This is a genomic window from uncultured Winogradskyella sp. (assembly GCF_947495255.1).
GTDB lineage: Bacteria > Bacteroidota > Bacteroidia > Flavobacteriales > Flavobacteriaceae > Winogradskyella.
In genome coordinates, this window is record NZ_CANLYI010000006.1 from 139091 (window position 1) to 157923 (window position 18833).

The following is an 18833-nucleotide window of genomic DNA, read 5'->3' on the forward strand; positions in this document are numbered from 1 at the left end:
TATATATTATCTAAATTGATACCGTGAAAATACTTCCTTTTTCAGAAAAAATAAACCTAATAATAAATATATTTGTAGATATAACTTATTTATAATGATAAATCGTTCACTTTTTGAAAACACGAAGACTGCTTTTATATTAAAGTCAGATTCAGCTTTAGAGCGCGCCTATTTTTTGTTTAAAATGATTTCTTCTGAGCCTTTAGTGCGCATAGGAACTGCGGCGACAAATTTTGCATTAAAAGCACATTTACCAGTTGAAGGTCTGATAAGATCAACAGTGTTTGACCATTTTTGTGGTGGTGTAAATGAAGATGATTGTCTTTCTGTTATCGATAACTTATATACTGAAGGCGTAAGTTCTGTGCTAGATTATTCGGTAGAAGGGAAGGCAGAAGAAGCACAATTTGATAATGCCTTGGAGAAAATATTAAAGATTATTAATTTTTGCGACGAGAAAGAAGCTATGCCAATTGTTGTGTTTAAACCAACCGGATTTGGGCGTTTCTATTTATATCAAAAGAAATCTGAAGGTATTGATTTTAATGAGACAGAACGGGCTGAATGGAATAGGATAGTAGAGCGTTTTGATGCAGTTTGTAAACTAGCTAAGGCAAAGGATGTTGAAGTCTTAATCGATGGAGAAGAAAGTTGGATGCAAGATGCCGCAGATGATTTGGTAGAAGAGATGATGAGACGTTACAATAAAGATGTGCCTATTGTTTATAATACATTACAATTATATCGTTGGGACCGTTTTGATTATTTGAAAAGTTTACATCAACGTGCTAAAGAGCATGGTTTCAAAATCGGAATGAAGATTGTAAGAGGAGCTTACATGGAAAAAGAGCGTGAAAGAGCGTCTACTAAAGGATATGAATCTCCAATATGTGAAAATAAAAAAGCAACAGACGATAATTTTGATAAGACTTTAGAATATATTATTAATAATTTAAAAGACATATCCGTTTTTATAGGTACGCATAATGAATTGAGTTGTTATTTAGCAATGGAACTTATGGAAACTTATAACATTTCTAAACAAGATAATAATGTTTGGTTTGGTCAATTATATGGGATGAGTGATCATATAAGTTTTAATTTGGCAGCAGAAGGTTACAATGTAGCTAAATATATACCTTTTGGACCTGTAAAAGATGTTATGCCTTATTTAATAAGAAGGGCGGAAGAAAATACTTCAGTCGCAGGACAAACTAGCAGAGAGTTAACTTTAATAAAATCTGAGAAGAAGAGACGCAAGTTGTAAGCCTATAATAAGAAAATAAATTAGTGAATAAAAATCCGTTATAAAGGTATTGTGATACCCATATTTACTCTATTAAGTGTATTAATTTAGGGATGTAATTTATAAAATAAATTGTAATTTTCGATCAAATTAAAAACACATGAAATCGAATCCGTTTTCTTCTTCGACCTACGAAAAAATATGGTTAAACCATTATGGTAGTGACCAAAAAGCTCAAAAATTTGAGTTTATTAATGGAGTAAAATTTATTAAAGGAAATAAACCTTCTCTGTTTACTAATATTGGAAAAAATTTTACAAATGGGATGTTTTATCAAATTAACGATAAAGCAACTGATTACAAAGGCAAATCCTTTGTAATATATGATGTGCCAAAGTATTTAGATTCTGATACTCCAAATGATTCTTCAAATCTTAAAATTCTTAAACTAAAACAATATAAAGGTTTATTTGTTGATATTACTCAATATGAATCTATTGATGATGTTGTTTTGAAATGTTATAGTTCAAGTAAGAGTAGATATAACTTTAGAAGATCAGTGAAGCAGCTAAATCAGAAACATGAGATAACTAAAAAAATGTTTTTTGGTGATATTGAAAAAGAAGAGTATTATAATCTTATAAATAACTTTGAAAGAATACTTGAAACAAGGTTTGATGCTATTAATACGCATAACACTGTTTTGCCAATGTGGGATTTTTATAAAGAAGTTCTTTTTCCTATGATTTTAGAAAAGAAAGTAGCTTTATTTGTAATATATGATTCTGGTAATCCAATTGCGATGTCATTCAATTTTGTATATGACGAAAATCTAGTTGTTGCGCTTAGAACTTTCGATATTAATTATTCTAGAATGGGACTTGGAAATATTGAAATTTATTATTTAATAGAGTGGTGTATTGAAAACAAAATAAAGATATTAGATTTTTCTAAGGGAGAAAGCGATTACAAGGAAAGATGGTGCGATGAAGAGTATTTTTATGAACATCATATTATATATGATAATAAATCTTTAATAGCAAAAACCACGGCCAAAACTATTGCTAGTGTTTATTCTTTTAAGCAATACTTACGAGACAAAAATATTAATACTATGGTGACAAAATGGAAATATAAATTAAAGCAATTAAAAAAAAAATAACGTTTCCTATTTAATTATGACAGATTGATGTTGTAAAAATTAATTGTCGTTTTTTGTAAAAAAAAGGAAAATCTCAAATTATTAAATAATTTGAGATTTTCCTTTTTATAATCTTTATTATTGACTAAGATTTTCCGAATTTATACCATTTTTTCTTTTTTTGAGAGTTATCACCATAACCATAACCATAGCCATAACCGTAACCACCTCCTTTACCAAGTTTTACTCCGTTAAGTAACATTGTCATATTTGGTAGTCTATTTTTACTATAAAGAGGTTGAGCAATATGTTTTAATAAACGTCTGTCAACATTATCTACACTAACTACATAAACAAAAATATCAGCATATTTTGATATCAGTAATGTATCACTAACAATTCCTACAGCAGAAGTATCGGCAATTATATAGTCGTACTTATCTTCAAAGTAATTAAAGAGGAAATCTACTCTTTCACTCATTAATAATTCAGATGGATTAGGAGGTATTGTTCCGGAAGGAATTATATCTAAGAAATCATTATCTTTATGTTTAATAACAATATCTTCTGGTTTTAAAGATTTGTCTGCGATAAAATCAGAAAGCCCATATTTTGGTTTATCAGTAAGATTTAGATAATCTAAAATTTTAGGAACTCTAATATCCGTTTCTATTAATAGAACTGATTTTTCTGAATACGAAATTGAAGTAGCTAAATTTGTGCTGGTATGTGATTTTCCCTCTTGAGCTTTAGTTGAAGTGACAAATAATTTTTTAGCTCTACCAGTAATATCTTTTAACATAAAATCAATATTAGATCTTACGATTCTAAACGCTTCGGCTTTAGGTGAGTAGTCTACTTTTTTGACTAATTTATGTTTTTTAGAAGATTTTGGAATGTCACCTAAATATGGAATATCAATTAAATTAGTTAAATCTTCTTTTCTATATATTTTAGTGTTTAATAAATCTCCTAAATAGATTAAGCCCATTGGCATAGCTAAGCCAAACATTATAGCTGCTAAATATGTAAATAGTGGATTAGGCGAAATTGGTTTATGAGAGGAGAAAGCTGAATCAATGATTTTAGCATTAGGAGAATACATACCTAGTTTAATTGCAGACTCTTCTCGTCTTTCTAATAAATATAGATATAAGGATTCTTTTATATCTTGCTGCCTCTTAATATCCCTAAACTGTCTAGCTTTAGTTGGTGCAGCGTAAATCTGTCCACTAATTCGGGCTCTCTCTTTATTTAAATTATTAAGAGTTAGCTCCGATGTTTTTTTCATGTTATTCAGCGAATTTGTAAGATTTTGTTTTAATGCGCTGATTTGGGCATTTAAATTAATTACAACTGGGTTTTTTTCACTAGAATTTCTTAAAATCTTATCGCGCTGAACAACTAAATCATTATAGCTAGATGTCACTTCAGATGTGCTTGCGTCACCAATACCAATATCAGACGGGATTAAGTCTGAATTTCTATTTGGATCCGTTATTTCATTTTGTAAGTAAGAAATTAATTGAATTTTATTTGCCGTATTAGCTATTTGAGATTCAGTCTGTGTTTCACTTTGAAGATTTATATCGGCTTGAGATGTCAACGATGTAAGTCTATTTTTTTTCTGGAGTTGCTCAGCAGTATAATCAACCTCCTCTAATTCTATAGAAACTTGTTTTAACCTGTTATTTATAAAATCTGATGTTACTTTAACGACTTCTTCTTTATCTGCTAGAACATCTAAATTGTATTCTTTAATAATTTCATTTAGAATATCTATTGCTTTATGTGAATTACCTTCTTTTAGTGAAAGTACAATTACATTAGAACCCTCACTATGTGATAGCTCTAAGTCACGCATATATCTTCCTACAACACTACCAACTCTTGCAATAGATATTCTTAAGTTACTGTCTTTTTTTGGAGCATAACGACCAACATTAGGCGTGATTACAAATCCACCAAAATCTGTTTCAATTTTATCACCAAAAGAATAACGTTTTCCTTCTTTTTTATCTCTATCAATCAATGATTTTTTTTCATCCTTAAACATTATAAATTCAGTATCAGATATTACGTTGATAAAAATATCATGATTTATTTGATGAATTATTGAATCACTTTTGAAAAAACTTAGAGTTACTGGCGGGTTTTTATACCTTTCAAGCTCTTTAATATTTCCTACCTCAACACAAGTTATATTGAGTTTAAGGTTTTTTACTACATTTTCAATTAAAGAACGTGATCTTATAGTTTGTAATTCATCTTTAATCTTATCAGATGCACCAAATAAATCTCCATTACCTGCTTCTAAAAGACTGGATGGTAGTTTTTTAGATTGGTTTTCGTCTTTTATTTTAATAGTAGCACTAGCTTTGTATAAATTTGAGGTGTATCGTAAATATGTAAATGCCAAAAACAATGCACAGACCAAACATAGAAATATGATTTTCCAATTAGATACAAATAAATCTATTTTTTTTCTGAGATCTATTGAGTTTGAAGTAGGATTAACTTCCATAGCAAATTCTATTTAATGATGTATTATTTAATTAAGAAAACAGTAATAATTGTAGTTAATGTTCCAATTGCTGATAGTAATAGACCGTTGTTTTGGTTATAAGTAGATGATCTAATCTTAGCTCTATTCTGTTCTACGTAAATAACGTCATTTTGTTGTAAATAATATATTGGTGAATTTAAAGTATTAATACTTGTCAAATCTATTTTAGCATATTTCTTTTTGCCATCTATTTCTCTTATTAATAGTACGTTTTTTCTTTTACCAAATATGGTTAAATCATTAGCAAGCCCAAGAGCTTCAAGTAAAGTTATTCTTTCATCTTGTATTGTAAATGTACCAGGTCTAGCAACTTCACCAAGAACTGTCACAGTGAAATTTGCCAATCTAATATTTACTATTGGGTCATTTGCATATTCTTTAATACGTTCTTTAAGCATAGATGTTAAATCCGTTCTTGTTAATCCTTCAACTTTAATAGTACCTAAAACAGGAAAATCTATATTTCCATCATAATTCACTAAATATGTTTGTAACTGTAAATTTCCTTGTACACCTGTAGCGTTAGCATTATTGTTTGATGAAACAGTTAAATTAAAAGGTCTCACTGTATCTGGATCTAAAGCAGAAACATTGATAATTAAAATATCATCTGGCTTATATGTTAATTGACGAGGCTTTGAAGGTAATTGTTCCTCTTGAAGCTGTTCATCTTGAAAATAAACGATGTTTTTTCTTGAAGCACATGATGTAGCAGTAAGTATTGCAAATACTAGGATATAGAGGATTCGTGTTTTCATCTGGATTATATTATTGATTTCTTTCAAATTGAATTATTTTTTTAAATCTAACACTTCGTAGGTAGAATTATTAGATATATACTCTGGAATTAATTTTTTAATTGAACACACAATCTCTAATGGCTGCGTTAATGTATCCACATCAGTTAAATTGTTTATCTGATTCTCAACACTGATAATATCTACATTTCTAGATTTTGCAATCATAATTTTGTCATGATAGGTTTTCTTAGTATTTTCACCATCAGCCAATAGTTCTTCGTATATTTTTTCACCAGGTCTTAATCCTGTTATTTTAATATCTATATCTTCAGGATAGCGCAATCCCGACAAAATTATCATATTAGTTGCAAGATTGAAAATTTTAATCGGTTCTCCCATATCAAACACAAAAATCTCTCCACCATTACCCATAGCCGCTGCTTCTAATACTAATTGACAAGCTTCAGGTATTGTCATAAAGTATCTTGTGATTTCTTTATGCGTTACTGTTAATGGACCACCTTTTTCTATTTGTTTTTTAAACAATGGAATTACAGATCCATTAGATCCTAGAACATTACCAAATCTTGTGGTGATAAACCCAGTTTTACCTTTTCCTTTTAAACATGTTACATAGAGCTCAGCAATTCGTTTAGTTGCTCCCATAACATTTGTTGGGTTAACAGCCTTGTCTGTAGAAATTAAAACAAATTTATCTACACTATGCTTAACAGCTATATCGGCAACATTCTTTGTGCCGCCAATATTAACACTAACAGCTTCAAAAGGATTATTTTCCATTAATGGAACATGTTTATATGCTGCTGCGTGAAATACTATTTTTGGTTTATTCTGATTAAATATTTGATCTATTCTGGTTTTATTACGAACATCGGCAACTATAGCTTCAATGTTTTCAAGACCTTGTTGTCTAAATTCTTGTTGAATATCATAAAGTGCAGATTCTGCATTATCTACTAAGATTAATTTTTTAAAATTATATAGACTTGCTTTTCTTGCTATTTCGCTACCTATTGATCCAGCAGCTCCTGTTATTAGAATAACTTGATTATCGTATTGATCTTCTAAATCAGGATTTTTAATGTTTATTGGATCCCTACCTAGTAAATCTTCAATTTTTACTTCTTTTATTTGTCCAACACTTAAATCACCATCAATCCAGTTTTGAACGGGAGGAACAATCTTTACTTTAAGTCCTAGTGAAAATAAATTTCCAGTAATTTGAAGTAACCTAGATGGGTCGATGTTTTGAATAGATATTATAACATCTTCAACATTATACTTATTGATGAATTTTTCATTGATACTATCAATATTGTATACTTTTAGCAAGTTTATTTTTTTACCTACTTTTTGTTCATCATCATCAATAAAACCAACAACTTCTAATCCGTTTTTAGTGTCATTAACAATAGCATCGTATGTTAACATACCAGAGTTTCCAGCTCCAAAGATTAAAACATTTGAAACAGATTGAAAATCTTGTGTTATATAATTATAAATTGATTTTATAAATAATTTAGATCCTACTAAGAATAATATATTTAATAATAAATGGATATAGACTATAGATCCAGAAATACTAAACACACTATCTTCTCCAATAAATTTTCTGCTTAAAAAAGTAATACAAATAAGAATTGTGGCCAAAATGTTTGCCCCAATTATAATATTTACTATATCCTTAAAGCCAGTAAATCTTACAACCCCTTTGTATGTGCCAACAGCAATTAAACTGATTGCACCAACTATTGCAACATAAGGTATTTGGTCTAGTAGTGTTATATAGTCAAAACTTATTGTAAAATTGTATCTAATTAAATAAGCAACAAAGAACATTGTTACCACTATGACTATGTCAAATAGTAGGACCAACCATTTTGAGGCGTATTTCTTCGATATTTTATTTAAATATTTTATTAACATGCTGCAAAATACGAGTTTATAGCTAAAACTACTCTATTTAGTTCATTTTCAGTTAGATTAGAACCGCTAGGAAGGCATAATCCTTTTTCAAATAATTCATCTGAAACACCATTTAAATAACGCGGAGAATCTTTAAATACAGGCTGTTGGTGCATTGGTTTCCACAATGGTCTAGACTCAATATTTTCCTTTTCTAAGGCTAATCTTAATCCTTCTCGTGTAGATTTTGAATCTAATAAAATACATGTTAACCAACGATTAGAAAAATAACCTTCAGGTTCCGCTAAAAAAGTTATTTCATTAATATCTTTAAAAGCATTTTTATAAAACTCGTGGTTAGAGCGACGGTTTGCTACGTGGCTATCTAAAATAGTCATTTGACCACGGCCAATACCTGCAACAATATTAGACATTCTATAATTGTAACCAATTTCGGAATGTAAATAATGTGGTGCATCATCTCTAGCCTGTGTTGCTAAAAATACTGCTTTATTTTTCAATTCAACAGTAGGTGCTACTAAAGCGCCACCTCCAGAAGTTGTTATAATTTTGTTGCCATTAAACGATAAAATTGATAAATCACCGAATGTTCCACAGTTTTTGCCTTTATAATGGCTACCAAGAGACTCAGCACTATCTTCTATTATAGATATGTTATAATGTTGAGCTACTTTATTTATTTCATCTACTTTATATGGCATTCCATATAGGTGAACTGCTATTATAGCTTTAGGTTTCTTTCCTTTAGCAATTCTATCTTTAATAGCAATCTCTAATTGAATTGGACACATATTCCAAGTTTCTCTTTCGCTATCTACAAAAATTGGTGTTGCGCCTTGATAGACAATAGGATTTGCAGAAGCAGAAAATGTCTTGCTTTGACAAATTACCTCATCACCATATTTTACTCCTAATAATATAAGACTTAAGTGTAGGGCAGAAGTACCAGATGCTAAAGCTGCAACGTGACTATCTTCTTTAAGGTAAGATTGTAAATCATTTTCAAAGCCGTTTACGTTTGGTCCTAAAGGAGCAACCCAATTAGTATCAAAAGCTTCTTTTACGTAAGATTGCTCATTACCACTCATGTGTGGTGATGATAGCCATATTTTTTCGTTCATAGGTTAATTCTTTAAGTTAATACCTAAAGTTATAATTAAAGGTGTTTGGGACCCGTATAATTAATAGCATTTACATTGCTAATATAAGTCCATAAAATTTAAACAAAGAAACAAAAATAATAATTTACGATGAACTGTTTGCTTTACACGATATATAAAAAATAAAAAAACTTAATTGTATAAAAATCAGACGAAAAGCATTATGATTCTTTGAAATTCTTACCTAATTTCTCCATTGTTATGCTTTCAAAATTATACTTGTTTTTTAATTCATTATAATGCTTTACAATTTTTAAAAAATTATTAAAGTTTTCCTCAATGTTATTTGCGAAGTTATGAGGGTGCCACCATAAATGATATACTTCATTTCGTTTGGCAGCTTTGGTCATTGCTCTTTTAATTCTATTAATTTTTAATGACTCTATCATTTTTAACTTAGGATTAAAAGGTCTTAAGAACCTACTAGCAGGAATATTTATAATAGTTGCATTTTTTGAATTGAAATCTTCTAACTTAAAACTATTAGAACCAGAAATGTTAAAGTATGTATCAAACACGCGCAGCGCTACAAGTCCAAATTCTTTAAAAATAGTTTTTTTAGAAGCAAAATTGAAGTTAAACCAACAATTACCTCTATAAGTTTCTATTCCTAAGTTTGCACAAATATCCAAGTAACTATTTTGTACTTGATTTCTTGGAAAAACGATGCTTTTCGTTGCAATATTTAAATCATTTGCAATCATTATAGCAGAAGTTAAATCGGCTTTAAAATCTTCTGCTGACTGTCCTTTTTCATAACAATAGTAATGGCAAAAAGTATGCGTTCCAACCTCATGCAATGGATCTTTATCAATTTTTTTTACTAAATCTTGGGTAAAGTAAATTGAGTTATCCTTGTCTGAGATATTATCTAATAACTCATAAGCGTCCAAAGCTATATTATTATATTTAGGTTTTATTTCAGGTATATATCTGGTAATATCAGTTTTATCTTTGGCGAATAACATACCAACAGTAGCGAAGGTAATACTTAAGTTGTGTTGCTGTGACTCTTCTAATAATCTATTAATAACCAATTCCGTATTTAGTAATTGGGATCTACAATTGTCTAGACTTTTATTATCAAAAAATCCCCAATGTGTTTCAAAATCTAATGATATTACAAATTTGCCGTTTTTCATTATTATCTGTATTTAAGAAAAAAAGTAACTCAACAGGGTGCTTAAGGGATAACAGTAATTAAGTTTAATTTTTTTTATAAAATTTATATGTCTACAATAGTAGGTGATTATTGTTAATCGTTTTAGATTGATTAATCTACTCGTTGTTTTTAGGTTTAGAACCAGTAAACATTGGCATATCTATTGTTTCAGAACTATTTATATCACTTTTTTTTATAACCTTATAGAAAGTCTGCCATAATATTTTTACATCAAATAAAAACGATTGATTATCAACATAATAAACGTCGTATTCAAATTTTTGTTCCCAAGATATTGTATTTCTACCATTAATTTGTGCCCAACCAGTAATTCCAGGCATAACCTCATGTCGTCTATTTTGTTCTTTACTATAATGTTCTAAATATTGAGGTAATAAAGGGCGAGGACCTATTAAGCTCATATCTCCTTTTAAAATATTAAATAGTTGTGGAATTTCATCTAGTGAGTACTTTCTACATATATTTCCCGTTTTTGTTACTCTTTCTAATGCTGGTAACAGTTCATCATTATCATCCGTTTTGTCTGTCATAGTTTTTAACTTAAGAATAGTAAAAAGTTTGCCGTTTTTACCTGTTCTTCTTTGATAAAAGAATGGTTTTCCGTTGTTTGAAATACTTAATATGATTAAAAGTATAATTAATATTGGAGAGATTAATATTAGCCCAACAAAAGCTGCAGTAAAATCTAAAATACGTTTTATGAAATTTCTATATAGTTTTTTCATCATTTAAATTATTATATAAAGTTAGAAGCTCTTCCCAAATGAATTCTCGTCTGTATTTATTAACAATATTTTGCCTTGAATTTTGGGCTAATGTGTTAACTAAGTTAGGAGAGTTAATAATATCTAGCATTGCAGTTTTAAGGGCTTTTGAATTTTTAGGTGGAATTATTAGCCCGTTATGGCCATGAGTAATTATTTCATTACAACCGTTTATATCAGAAACAATACAAGGTATTCCCATGCAATTGGCTTGTAAAACAACATTAGGAAAACCCTCTCGATAACTAGGGAAGGTTAAAACATCGCTGATAGCAACATATGGTCTAATATCTTCGACTAAACCAGTTGTATAAATGTTATTGTGATTTGCTATTAATTCTTCGGTATTTGGATCTATAGGGTCTAATTCTTTTTCGCTAGGACCAACTATAATAAGTTTGACATTATCATTTGTTTTACTTATTTCATTGAATGCGGTAATTAATTCATTAATACCTTTATCTTTTACTATTCTACCTATAAAAATAAAAACAGTGTCTTGGGCTTTAATAGAGAACTTTTTTATTAAATCATTCTTTTCTTTAGTTGAAACATTATCTACTTTGTAGTGATCAACATCAATACCATTAGAGCTTCCATTAGCAATGACTTTTAATTTTTTTGTAGAGCAAAATTTTTCTTTTAGGATAATATCTCTCATTGCGAAAGAATTTGGAAGAATCAAAGTAGCACAACTATATGTGATTTTTTCTACGAAATTAAGAAGTTTTCGTTTTGCTCCGGTTGCTTCTAATAATGGTAAACCAGCTATGGTGTGTAATCTGTGAGGTACACCAGCAAATAGAGCAGCTAGCATTCCTAGTGTTCCTGCCTTTGGCGTGTGGGTGTGGACTATTGAAGGTTTTTCCTTTTTTAAATATTTATAGAGTATAAATGCTGCTTTTAAATCTTTTAATGGAGATATGCTACGAGTCATATTTATTCCATGTGTTTTTATCCCCTCTTGATTTTCTACAACTTTAAGGAATTTATCTTTGCTAGATACTCCGATTACCTCATAGTGTTCACTCATATACTTAAGCTGTCCTTTAAGTAGGACTGCTAATGATATTGGAACTGTGGTGATACGAATTATTTTTTTCTTCATCTCGATTAATTACAGAATTGAATATGTGTTTAAATACCATTTTTGAAAGGCATAAAAGCTCCATACTCTTAAACTATTATCTTCTTTACCTGAAATATGATTTTTAACTAAGTTAGTTATGTAATTTAAATTAAATATACCTTGAGACTCTAGGAATTTTGGTTCAATATAAGATTCTAATTCTGGTTTTAAACTCGACCTTAACCAGTCTCCTACAGGTACTCCAAAACCTTGCTTTGATTTGTCTAAAAATCCAGGGCTAAATTTATCCGCGAAAGCTTCTTTTAAAATATATTTCTTATTCCAACCTTTCATTAAATAATTTTCAGGTAGTGAATTAGTTAAATCCCAAATGGCTTTATTTAAAAACGGAGCTCTACATTCTAAGGAATTTAACATACTTGTTCTATCTACTTTTACAAGCATATCACCTTCTAGGCTTACGTTTTTATCCACCATTCTAAAATCTGTTAAATTTTTTGGATTCTGTTGGTTGTATTTTGTTTTGAATTCTGAAAAGGTGTCATTGATTAAACTGTTACTTTTTAATAGTTGTACCTTTTCTTGGTCGGTAAAGGCTAAAGAAATTATATTCCAATATTGATTTCCATCGTAATTAAAGGCTTTTAACAAACGATTTAATTTAAAACGTTTGCCTCTATTATCATCCTTAGTACTTAGAAGACCAGAAGTTAATTTAATAATTTGACGGTGTAAACCTTTAGGTACTATGGATGTGTATTTATTATTTAATTTACCCATATAGTATTTATTGTAACCTCCAAATACTTCATCACCACCATCTCCGGTTAATGCAACTTTTACGTAATCACTAGCATGTTTAGATACTAAGTGAGTAGGAAGGGCAGAAGAGTCAGCAAAAGGTTCATCAAAATTTAGTAGGATTTCATCAATCCCATTCATAAAATCACTTTCCTTTACAATAAACTCATGATGATTACTATTTACTAATTTTGCTACAACTTGTGATTTGTCTGTTTCATCAAATTTTTTCTTTTCAAACCCAATAGAAAATGTTTCAATTTTCTCACTAGAGATTTCAGATAAGCAATGTGTAACTACTGATGAATCTACACCTCCAGATAAAAAGGTGCCAATTGATACATCTGCGATAGATCTACTTTCAACACTTTTAATTACTTCATTATAAACTTCTTTTTTTGCATCGTTAAATGAAATTTTTCGTTTTTCAACTGGTGTTATTTTATTAATTTCATTAATTGTAAAATCATCAGTTGCTAAATCATAATCGATATAACTGTTACTGGGTAATTTTTTGATGCCTTCATATATTGAATATGGTGCAGGTATATATGTTAACCTAAAATAAAGATTTATACCCTCCTTACAAATATTGGGTTTAGCGGGTAAATAACTAATTAAAGATTTTAATTCTGACCCATAAACAAAATCTGTTTTTGTTTTTGTATAATATAAAGGTTTCTCACCAAAAAAATCTCTAGCAATAAATACTTTGTTTTTTGTTTTATCATGTATGCTAAATGCAAACATACCATCTAATTCCTTGAAAGCCTCAACACCTTTTTGCTCATAGAGTTTAAGGATTACTTCAGTATCACTCGTAGTATTAAAAGTTACACCTGAAAGTTCTAATTGTTGTTTTAAAATTCTGTAATTATAAATTTCTCCATTAAATACAATACCAATTTTATTATTATCAGTATACATCGGTTGCTTGCCTGTACTTAAATCTATAATAGATAATCTTCTCATCGCCATTGCAACAGATGTTGACTCTGAAGAGGCTATATAAAAGCCGTCTTCATCTGGTCCACGATGAAAAATGAGTTGATTCATTACGGTTATTTTTTTTCGTAATTCACCCTCGTCTAATTTTATATTACTTATAATTCCATTAATTCCACACATATTATTAGCCTTCTAAAAGTTCTTTTACTTTATTATAAATACTTGGTAAATCATTTTGTTTTGCACGCTCAAAACCAAGTTCACTATATTTTTGTCTTACTTCAGGATTATCTCTTAGATAAGTTAAAGCCTTAGCTAAAGCATTAGTATCATCAACATTAATTAATATACCATATTTACAGGTAACATATTCACCTTCTTTTATATCAATTGGTTCGTTGTCATTCAACAACTCTAGAGGTCCAGACATGCAATTAGTAGAGATGACAGGTAAGCCAACTGACATAGCTTCTAAAACAACATTTGGAAACCCCTCTGTTTTTGATGATAGTACAAAACAGTCGTGCTTAATTAGTTCTTCTTTTACATTTTTAATTAATCCTAAAAATGTCACTTGATTTTCTAGCCCAGATTCCTTAACATAATCTTTAACTTCTTCTTCCATTGTTCCGACTCCTGCTTGTACAAAATGAAAGTGATTTTTGTCTAATAGAGGTAGAGTATTAATAATCATTAACTGATTTTTAGCTTTGTAAATACTACCAACATTAATAAAGCTTAAAGTTTCTTTTGCAACTATAGTATTTGGTATTTTTCTTATATTTTCATCGACAGTAATTGGATTATAAATTACTGACATAGGCATTTTTACATTGAAAGATTCTTTTAAATCTTTATTTATATAAACAGAATTTGAAAATAAAAAATTATTCTTAGGATAAAAATAAGGGAACATATATTTAGCTAAGAAAAGTGATGATCCATTTGTTCTATACATAATAGAAGGGAAGCAACGTTCGCTAATTACTGTTTTTAAATTTTTATTAAGCATAGCCATAATTCCGTTAATAATATTTGGTAAGGCTAAAAACGCTAGTGAAATATCAATATTTCTTTTTTTAATTAAGCGGTTGTATTTCCAAATGTTAAAAAGTGTGTCTTTTCCTTTTCTGTAAATATTATTATCTCTGCAAAGTGATTTTGATAATACTACTAATTCGACACCTTCTGGTATTTCATAGTCTATATACTCGTAAAAAAGTACTAATGTAACGTTGTAATCGTTCACCAAATGCTTAAGCAAAAGGCTAGTTACACGTTCCGCACCACCTGCTCCGTAATCGATACTTAAAACACTTAAGTTTTTTTTTGCTTTCATAATTATTTTATTAGATTTATAAATAAATCTTCATATTTTTTTATAATAATTTCTTCACTATAACGGCTACTTATTGTTTTACTAACATCTTCAGGGTTAAACTTATAACTTTTATTTATGTTATTAAGCTGTTCTATAAAATCATCCTCAGTTTTTACTACAAAACCATTTATGTCCGATTTAATAATTTCGTTTATTCCTCCAGGAGCATCAAAAGCAATTACAGGAGTGCCTACCATGCAACTTTCAATTATAGCATTAGGAAACCCTTCTACAAAAGAACCTTGCAGATAAACATTACTGTTTTCTAAGTATTTACTAACTTGATCGGTAAAGGGTATATTGGTTACATTTTTACCAAATCCTAGTTCTTCAATACGATTAAAAAGAGTATTTTTTTCAGGGCCATCTCCAATTATGGTATAATGAAATGGGAAATTTAACTTACCTAAAACTTCAATTAATCTAGCATGTCCTTTCTGTTTTACTAATCTAGCAACTGTAATAAAATGTAGTGGTTTTATTGTTTTGTTTGATTTTTTTGTTTTAAATCCAGAAGTTACGGGATTGTTTATTACTACCAGTTTATTTTGTTTGATATTGTTCGATTTGTTTAAATCATTAAGCATATCTTGAGATTGACATATGACTTTGTCGAATCTATTGAAACGGTATTTTTCTATAAATTCAAAAACACTAAATTTATTAGATTGCTCATTAAATTGTGCTAAAACACTTAAAACATTGACCTCTCTAGCAACAAATTTAATTTTTGGAAAAAACCAAGACATATATGCTGTAACAGTATTTAGATGACCAATTGCACTAAAAACAATTTCTGGCTTATTCTTCTTTATAAATTTATATAATTCTGTTATGCCTGATTGTACCCTAGGTTTGTTAAAATAAATTACATTTATACCCTTAATATCATAAGCTGCTTCGCTTTCATTTCCTATAATTATTAGAGTAGTTTCAAATTTAGAAGTATCAAGTTTTTGCGCTATAAAAGACATAACTCTTTCTGCACCACCAGCTCTAAGATTTGGTAAAACAAAGCATATTTTTATTTTTGAATTTTTCAATGTTGTTTTGATTTTAAGCGTTGGTTTGATTAGGAACTAAATTGATAGGGTTAATCAATTTTATTTGAGTTTTGTAAATTTGACTATCAAAAAATGCTAAACAGACTAAGATTGATCTCTCATGAAAAATACTATGTGTAAAAAATCCTTCTAGGAAAAACAGAAGTGCAAAAATGAGATAATAGAATTGATTATGTTTAAATGCGAGTCTAATATTGTATGCGTTAAAAATTATGTATAACAATAAAGCTAAAAAGCCCAAATTCACAGCTAAATACAAGTAATAATTATGAGTGTTTAATTTTCCTCCATTGGCTTTTTTGTCAGAACTATAACCAGTTCCTAGACCTAATGGATTTTGTTTGAATTCGTCAAAATATTCTAAGAGTAAAGTTCCTCTACCTCCTTCTATAGCATCACTCGAAATATTACTAGCTTCTGATTGACCCGTCAATAAATCTAATCTTTTCCCAGCCTCTCCTCTTGTAAATTGCGGGAAATTTGCTCTAATTACATTGGCTAAAACAACAAGGGAAATTGCAATAAAAATAAAAAGAACAATTAGCTTAAAGAAACTTAGAATCATGGCAACTGGATCTTTTTGAAATTGATTACTCCAATTATTAATAGCTCCTAATGCTAAGATAAAAAAGACAGATACAAGTCCACTTCTAGAAAATGTTACAAAAACTGTAATTAGTAAAAATGTAAGAACAAAAAATCGTGCATATTTTTTATTCCATATAAGAACTAAAGCGCAAAGGGCTAAAAATTTTATACCAGATGCTGCCTGGTTTGGATTTTCACCAAAACCACCTTTTCGTACACTTTGAGCTAATTTTAAAGATTGATTAGGTAATCCAAACATTAGGTCATAAACCACACTACCTCCACAAAGTAGTAAACCAACGATTATTACAGTCGTTACAAGGGGTTTACTTTCAGTTCTAAAAAAGTGTACGGCTATTATGTAAAGTAATAATGTAATGAAATTTAAGCTAATTTCTGTGATAATTACCTCTTCACTAGCCTTGGTAAAGACAGAATATAATATGGTTAATAATGTGATAAATGCAAAAAACCTGAAAGTGTGAGATTTTAAAATATCATACATGTCAGTAATTGAGTACTTTAGAAAACCGATTACAATAAATAATGGAATTAAAAACATTGAAGGCTCTAAAGGAACTACGTTTACCCTAAACAAGAAAATATCTGCATAGGAAGCAAACAATACCAAAAGTAAACCAAGAAGATATTTCATAAATATGTCTACTTTTTATTCATTTTTTGTTTTACAAAAGAAATTATTCTAATGTTAATATTTCTAAAACCTTTACTGAAAACACTTAAAATTAAATAATAGATAATAGAAAATAAAGTACCTAACTTAATAAGCTTCAATATTAAATATAATAAATTGGAAGTTGTGTCAAAATTAATAAAATCAATTAAAATATAGAATAATAGAGCAGCAGACAGTAAATATAGTAAATGACCACAAAAGCCTATCCAGTATTTAAAATGGTTAATTTCAAATCCTTTGGTAAATAAGTAATATGGCCGCCAAATCATTATTATTGTTGCTTGACTAATAATTGTACCTATAAATATCCCAATAACACCGAATTTAATAACAAATAAAATTGAAAACACTAAATTTATAATACTCTGAGCTAAAGGAGCCCAAACATCTGCATAAAGTCCATAAGCCTGTATATAGGTATCAACAGGATTTCTTACTTGTAATATAAAGAATATAGTTATTAGTGCAATTAATACATTATGAGACATTAAGTACTTACTATCTTCTAACCATATCATAATTAAATCATCAAAGCCAACAAAAAGCATAACAGAGGCGCATCCTGCAAGAAAAAAGCGTAATGCCATCATTTCCCAAAACACTTTAATCATACTCTTAATGTCATTTTCTGCAACTAAGTTTCCTACAGCAGAATTAGTACCATTAAAAATTTGACTAACGAGTGTATTGATATTATTCATTACAAGTTGGTAATTACCAACAAAGGCAACTGTAGCCGGATTTATAAAAGAAAAAATCACAATATTATCTGTTCCATTAGATACAAATCCACCTATTTTATGAAAGCTTAATTGCTTAATTTTCTTTAATAATTCATGATTTCGTTCTCTAACCTCTTTTGTTGTTTTAAACTTAAAATTTAACCATGGATAAGTTTTTTTGATTTTTTTACGCAATAAATATATATATATAAATGGGGTAGAAAGTTCTAAGAAAATCCATAATAATATACTTTCAAAATAAATTAAAACTAAACATTGCAGTCCAAGACGTAGAACAAAAATAGATTGATTGATTGTAATATTCATATAACCTTTTTGATCTGCCTCCATAAGGAATACATGATAAGCAAAGAAATAGGTCAATAAATTACTAGAAAGTAGGGATAGAAATAAGAATATTATTATACCTAAACTAATCTCTGTAGTTTCAAAAATATAGGGAAAAAATACAATTAAACAAACACCTACGGATAAAACAAAAAGACCAATACGTTTATATAAAAAACCAAGATAACCGATAATTTCATTTATTTTATCTTGATTGTTCTCGTAAATAGGTTTGTAAAGCGAAAATCCTACGGCAGCTCCAATACCTAACTCTGAGAGATTTAAGAATTGTAATATGCTTTTTAAAACACCAACAACTCCCATAAATTCATCACCTAAATTATCTAAAAATATATTTCTAGAATAGAATTGAATAACTATGTATACAAAATGGAAAACTAAAGAAATCCAAGCATTTTTGAATGTTAATGACAATCTTGACATATC

At 29.0% G+C, this 18833-nt stretch carries 14 protein-coding genes; 2 read left to right on the plus strand and 12 right to left on the minus strand.

Annotation, left to right across the window (positions count from 1 at the left end):
• The first annotated feature begins 94 nt into the window (after positions 1 to 94).
• Both Q0807_RS10970 and Q0807_RS10975 read left to right on the plus strand, forming a co-directional pair.
• The gene (locus Q0807_RS10970; RefSeq protein ID WP_299109713.1) at positions 95 to 1267 is read left to right on the plus strand and encodes a proline dehydrogenase family protein; all 1173 of its coding nucleotides are present in this window, start codon (positions 95 to 97) and stop codon (positions 1265 to 1267) included.
• Between the two features lie 139 nt (positions 1268 to 1406).
• Positions 1407 to 2408: a GNAT family N-acetyltransferase gene (locus tag Q0807_RS10975; protein ID WP_299109716.1), complete on the plus strand. Its 1002-nt coding sequence runs from the start codon at positions 1407 to 1409 to the stop codon at positions 2406 to 2408.
• Positions 2409 to 2532: 124 nt separating this feature from the next.
• Here the strand turns inward: Q0807_RS10975 and Q0807_RS10980 are convergent, their stop codons facing one another.
• The 12 genes from Q0807_RS10980 to Q0807_RS11035 all read right to left on the minus strand — a co-directional run bounded on the left by Q0807_RS10980 (position 2533) and on the right by Q0807_RS11035 (position 18830).
• A complete protein-coding gene (locus Q0807_RS10980; protein ID WP_299109719.1) occupies positions 2533 to 4911 on the minus strand; it encodes a GumC family protein in 2379 nt (792 codons plus the stop codon).
• A gap of 23 nt (positions 4912 to 4934) precedes the next feature.
• On the minus strand, positions 4935 to 5711 hold the full coding sequence (locus Q0807_RS10985; protein ID WP_299109722.1) for a polysaccharide biosynthesis/export family protein: 777 nt from the start codon (positions 5709 to 5711) through the stop codon (positions 4935 to 4937).
• A 33-nt stretch (positions 5712 to 5744) separates the two neighbouring features.
• A complete protein-coding gene (locus tag Q0807_RS10990; protein WP_367180245.1) occupies positions 5745 to 7553 on the minus strand; it encodes a polysaccharide biosynthesis protein in 1809 nt (602 codons plus the stop codon).
• 80 nt (positions 7554 to 7633) lie between these two features.
• The gene (locus Q0807_RS10995; RefSeq protein ID WP_299109728.1) at positions 7634 to 8761 is read right to left on the minus strand and encodes a DegT/DnrJ/EryC1/StrS aminotransferase family protein; all 1128 of its coding nucleotides are present in this window, start codon (positions 8759 to 8761) and stop codon (positions 7634 to 7636) included.
• 200 nt (positions 8762 to 8961) lie between these two features.
• Positions 8962 to 9942 (minus strand): polysaccharide deacetylase family protein, encoded by a 981-nt coding sequence (locus Q0807_RS11000; protein ID WP_299109732.1) that lies wholly within the window; start codon positions 9940 to 9942, stop codon positions 8962 to 8964.
• Positions 9943 to 10078: 136 nt separating this feature from the next.
• On the minus strand, positions 10079 to 10711 hold the full coding sequence (locus Q0807_RS11005) for a sugar transferase (protein WP_299109735.1): 633 nt from the start codon (positions 10709 to 10711) through the stop codon (positions 10079 to 10081).
• Positions 10692 to 11855: a glycosyltransferase family 4 protein gene (locus tag Q0807_RS11010; protein WP_299109738.1), complete on the minus strand. Its 1164-nt coding sequence runs from the start codon at positions 11853 to 11855 to the stop codon at positions 10692 to 10694. Before Q0807_RS11010 ends, Q0807_RS11005 begins: the two co-directional genes overlap by 20 nt.
• A 9-nt stretch (positions 11856 to 11864) precedes the next feature.
• On the minus strand, positions 11865 to 13766 hold the full coding sequence (gene asnB / locus Q0807_RS11015; RefSeq protein ID WP_299109741.1) for an asparagine synthase (glutamine-hydrolyzing): 1902 nt from the start codon (positions 13764 to 13766) through the stop codon (positions 11865 to 11867).
• Positions 13767 to 13770: 4 nt separating this feature from the next.
• Positions 13771 to 14925: a glycosyltransferase gene (locus tag Q0807_RS11020; protein WP_299109744.1), complete on the minus strand. Its 1155-nt coding sequence runs from the start codon at positions 14923 to 14925 to the stop codon at positions 13771 to 13773.
• Between the two features lie 2 nt (positions 14926 to 14927).
• The gene (locus Q0807_RS11025) at positions 14928 to 16010 is read right to left on the minus strand and encodes a glycosyltransferase (RefSeq protein WP_299109747.1); all 1083 of its coding nucleotides are present in this window, start codon (positions 16008 to 16010) and stop codon (positions 14928 to 14930) included.
• Positions 16011 to 16023: 13 nt separating this feature from the next.
• Entirely contained in the window at positions 16024 to 17274 is a 1251-nt protein-coding gene (locus tag Q0807_RS11030) for an O-antigen ligase (protein WP_299109750.1), read from the minus strand.
• 8 nt (positions 17275 to 17282) lie between these two features.
• The gene (locus tag Q0807_RS11035) at positions 17283 to 18830 is read right to left on the minus strand and encodes a lipopolysaccharide biosynthesis protein (protein WP_299109753.1); all 1548 of its coding nucleotides are present in this window, start codon (positions 18828 to 18830) and stop codon (positions 17283 to 17285) included.
• Between the last annotated feature and the right edge of the window lie 3 nt (positions 18831 to 18833).